Origin of the sequence: Geomonas sp., from assembly GCF_035254065.1 — a bacterium.
GTDB lineage: Bacteria > Desulfobacterota > Desulfuromonadia > Geobacterales > Geobacteraceae > Geomonas.
Genome location: NZ_DATFBA010000081.1, coordinates 1 through 3,941, shown reverse-complemented (window position 1 = coordinate 3,941; position 3,941 = coordinate 1). Strand labels below are relative to the sequence as shown.

The following is a 3,941-nucleotide window of genomic DNA, read 5'->3' as shown; positions in this document are numbered from 1 at the left end:
TTGCCTTTATCCCTTTCATCGTGTTCATCCCTGTTGCTTTCAGGTTTTTAGATTTTTAGTTTTCCAAAATCGATAAGCAGCGCAGTTGGTATGAAGGTATCGAGCTCGCTTAGCCGCTTGCCCAGAAGTTGTTGCGTGAATTGCCGGAAGAGCTCCACCTCCTGCCGAAGCATCGCCTCGAATGGGGCCTGCAGTTCCGGCAACTCCAATGGATCCTCCCCCGGGAAGTTCTCCGTACACCAATCCTCGTGCATCACCTCCCCCGAACTATCGATGAGTGGAATCCCGTGCAACCGGCAGGTCATCGGGCGATGTTCGTACACGAGACAGCGTCCGTCATCCCCCAGCAACACGCAGGGAGTCTCGTCCTCCTCGGGCATCAACAGCTCCCAATCTTCCTCGGGACGGTAATTCAGCAGAAATGGCTGGTCGAATTCCGGCCAATGCTCGCGCATGACTGCAAGCCGCGCCTCAACCTTTACCAGCACTTTCTGCCGAATTTCTGCTGGCAACTGGTCAAAGCCAAGCCGCAGATAATAGGCATCGAGCAGTGTGATGTCGAAGAGTGCCCGGCAACACCCCGAGCAGCCGGTCCGACAGGCGATCTTTTCGGGATAGCGCTCCAGGCAGCGGCCAAACCACTCATCAACCTGCGAGAGCAATCTTTTGAATTCTTTCAGTATCTCTTCCATCTTTAAACCTAGAAGAATGACCACAGAGGTCACAGAGGAAATGGAGGGTTAAAACCTAAAAACTGTGGTTGTGTTTATCCCCTGTTTACGATTTCCTCCGTGTCCTCCGTGAAACCTCCGAGTCCGCTGTGGTGGGCCTTTGACCCAACATTAAGAAAGCGGCAACCAATCACCGGTTGCCGCTTCCCATTACTTCAGCACCAATGCCGAGCGCCACCCTTAAGCAAGGATTTCCGACTTGGTGAAGATCGACTTCAGCCAGTACCCTTCCTTCTCGATGTTCTCGCGGCCGCCTTCTTCCCTGTCCACCAGGGTGACCACGCCCAGCACCTTGAGCCCTTCCTCCTCGGCGCGCTTGATCGCCTTGATGGAGGATCCGCCGCTGGTCACCACGTCTTCGACGATGACCACCTGCGAGCCGGGCTTCAGGTTCTTGCGCCCTTCCAGCCAGGCGCCGGTGCCGTGCCCCTTGGGCTCCTTCCTGATGATGAAGCCCGGGATGGGCTTCCCTTCCAGGAAGCTGACCACGGAGGTGGCGGTGGCGATCGGGTCGGCGCCCAGGGTGAGCCCCCCTACCCCGTCAACCCCTTCCACATCCTTGATCGCGTCGAAGAACAGCTTCCCGGTGAGATAGCCCCCTTCCGGGTGCAGGGTGGTCTGTTTCCCGTCGAAGTAGAAATCGCTCTGCCGGCCGGAGGCGAGCACGACGTTTCTTTTTTCATACGAGAGCTCAATGATGATCTTCTTCAGCCGTTCTTTATCGCTCATTTCTGTTCCATCTCCTTTTCGAATAGTCCCATCTGCGGCTCGTCCAGATCCAGGCGCGGGAATTTAACCGGGTAACCACCGGTGAAGCAGGCATTGCAGAAACCGCCATCGACGGCGCCCACGGATTTCATGAGCCCTTCTTCGGAAAGATAGCCGAGCGAATCGGCTGTTATGTAGCGGCGAATCTCGTCGAGGGAATGGGACGAGGAGATCAGCTCCTTGCGGTTGGGGGTGTCGATCCCGTAGTAGCACGGGTAGCTGGTGGGGGGCGAGGAGATGCGGACGTGCACCTCGCTGGCGCCTGCGTTGCGCACCATCTTGACGATCTTGCGGGAGGTGGTGCCGCGCACGATGGAGTCGTCGATGACCACCACCCGCTTTCCTTTCAGCACCTCGCGCACCGGGTTCAGCTTGATCTTCACTCCGAAGTGGCGGATCGCCTGCTGCGGCTCGATGAAGGTGCGCCCCACGTAGTGGTTGCGGATCAGCCCCAGCTCGAAGGGAATCCCAGATTCCTCAGCGTATCCGAGCGCTGCCGGCACCCCGGAGTCGGGGATGGGGATGACGATATCGGCATCGACCTTGTGCTCGCGCGCGAGCTGGCGCCCCTGCTCCTTGCGTACCTGGTAGACGTTCTTGCCGAACACGTAGGAGTCGGGACGGGCGAAGTAGACGAACTCGAAGATGCAGGGGCTCGGCTCGGTCTTCTTGAGCGGGAAGTAGGAGGTCATGCCGTTCTTGTCGACCACGATCACCTCGCCCGGCTCGATCTCGCGGATGAACTCGGCGTCGATCAGGTCGAGGGCGCAGCTCTCGGAGGCGACCACGTAGGCGCCCCCCAGGCGTCCCAGGCAAAGCGGGCGGAAGCCGTTGGGGTCGCGCACCGCCACCATGCGGGTCTCGGTCAAAAACAGCAGGCAGTAGGCCCCCATGATCCTGTTCAGCGCGTCGGTGAGCCGGTCCAACAGCGAGTTGGCCTTGGAGGTTGCCAGAAGGTGCACGATGATCTCGGTATCCATCGTGGTCTGGAAGATCGAGCCGTAGGCCTCCAGCTCGTCCTTGATGATCTGGGCGTTGACGATGTTGCCGTTGTGGGCCACCGCGATGGAGCCGCGGGAGTAATCCACCATGATGGGCTGGACGTTCTTGATGACCGAGGAACCGGTCGTTGAGTAGCGGACATGACCGATGGCGGACTTGCCGGGGAGAGAGTTGAAGATTTCCTGGTTGCCGAAGACGTCGGCCACCAGTCCCATGCTCTTGTGAGCGTGCAGCGCTGTTCCATCCGAGGAGACGATGCCGCAGCTCTCCTGCCCCCTGTGCTGCAGGGCGTAGAGGCCGAGGTAGGTGAGATTTGACGCCTCCGGGTGGTTGAATACACCGAAAATGCCGCACTCTTCTTCAGGTCTATGGATCATCATTTCTTCCACACGTTCTCCTTGTAAATCAGGCGGCTGCTGGCCGCTTCGAGAAACAGCTTTCGTTCTTGCTTAGACAGGCTCAGCACGAACGGATTTTACGACGCTGAACCTTATTAAACCAAAATTGCGTTCACCCTGAGCTTGTCGAAGGGCCCGGCATCCCGAAGGCACATTTGGTTTACAGGTTTTCCCTCACATACTGGCAGGCATTTCTGAAGAAGGTCAGCCCGTCGCCCTCCTCCGGGAGGTCCTCACGGGTCCAGCGGGGATGCTGGGTGCGGTGCACGAACGCCTCCGGATGGGGCATGAGGCCCATGACGCGGCCGGTCTCGTCGCAGATGCCGGCGATGGCGTTGATGGAGCCGTTGGGATTTTCGGGGAACTCCATGGTGGGAGCGGAGTAGTCCTTGCCGGAGTACTTCAGGCAGGCAAGGTGCTTGTTCTCGATGGCGTCCAGGGTCTGCTGCGAATCGACCAGGAACTTCCCTTCACCGTGGCGAATCGGCAGGTAGACGCCCTGTTCGATGCCGCGGGTGTAGAGGGAGGGCGAAGCGGGATCGCACTTGAGGTAGCACCAGCGGTCCTGGAAGCGGCCGTTGACGTTGTAGGTGAGGGTCGCGGTCTGGTCGAGGTAGTCGCCCCCCAGAGCCGGGAGCATCCCCATCTTGACCAGCAACTGGAACCCGTTGCAGACGCCGAGGATCAGCTTGCCGTCGCCAATGAAGCGCAGGAACTGCTCCACCAGCGGCTCGCCGTTACCTTCCACGGTGGCGTAGCGCAGGCGGTTGGCCTGGGCCTTGGCGCTCCCCAGGTCGTCGCCGTCCAGGAAGCCGCCGGTCAGGTTCAGGAAGTGGTAATCGTCCAGGCTCACCTCGCCCGACATGAGTTCGGAAAGATGGGCAATGCGCGCCTCGTCGAACCCCCCGAGCCTGCAGGCGTGGGCCGCCTCCATCTCGCAGTTGGTGCCGTTGCCTGTTATGACCAGAGCTTTAGCCTTTGTCATCAATAGTTCCTCTGTAATGTGTAGAGCGGCAGAGCGTTTTAAATTATGGCACAATCC

At 59.3% G+C, this 3,941-nt stretch carries 4 protein-coding genes; all 4 read right to left on the bottom strand.

All coding sequences use genetic code 11. The features are described from left to right. Positions 1-47: 47 nt before the first annotated feature. Positions 48-692 (bottom strand): YkgJ family cysteine cluster protein, encoded by a 645-nt coding sequence (locus tag VJ604_RS04365; RefSeq protein ID WP_324080159.1) that lies wholly within the window; start codon positions 690-692, stop codon positions 48-50. A gap of 219 nt (positions 693-911) precedes the next feature. Continuing rightward, a complete protein-coding gene (gene pyrE / locus VJ604_RS04360; RefSeq protein WP_324080158.1) occupies positions 912-1,460 on the bottom strand; it encodes an orotate phosphoribosyltransferase in 549 nt (182 codons plus the stop codon). Continuing rightward, entirely contained in the window at positions 1,457-2,881 is a 1,425-nt protein-coding gene (purF, locus tag VJ604_RS04355) for an amidophosphoribosyltransferase (protein ID WP_324080160.1), read from the bottom strand. The genes pyrE and purF overlap by 4 nt, the downstream gene beginning before the upstream one ends. 178 nt (positions 2,882-3,059) lie before the next feature. Then, positions 3,060-3,884: a phosphoribosylformylglycinamidine synthase subunit PurQ gene (locus VJ604_RS04350; protein ID WP_324080157.1), complete on the bottom strand. Its 825-nt coding sequence runs from the start codon at positions 3,882-3,884 to the stop codon at positions 3,060-3,062. Positions 3,885-3,941 lie beyond the last annotated feature (57 nt).

Bases quoted from the DNA above. Each gene is read 5' to 3' on its own strand.
- VJ604_RS04365 (WP_324080159.1), bottom strand. From the start codon at position 692: ATGGAAGAGATACTGAAAGAATTCAAAAGATTGCTCTCGCAGGTTGAT.
- purF (WP_324080160.1), bottom strand. From the start codon at position 2,881: ATGATGATCCATAGACCTGAAGAAGAGTGCGGCATTTTCGGTGTATTC.
- pyrE (WP_324080158.1), bottom strand. From the start codon at position 1,460: ATGAGCGATAAAGAACGGCTGAAGAAGATCATCATTGAGCTCTCGTAT.
- VJ604_RS04350 (WP_324080157.1), bottom strand. From the start codon at position 3,884: ATGACAAAGGCTAAAGCTCTGGTCATAACAGGCAACGGCACCAACTGC.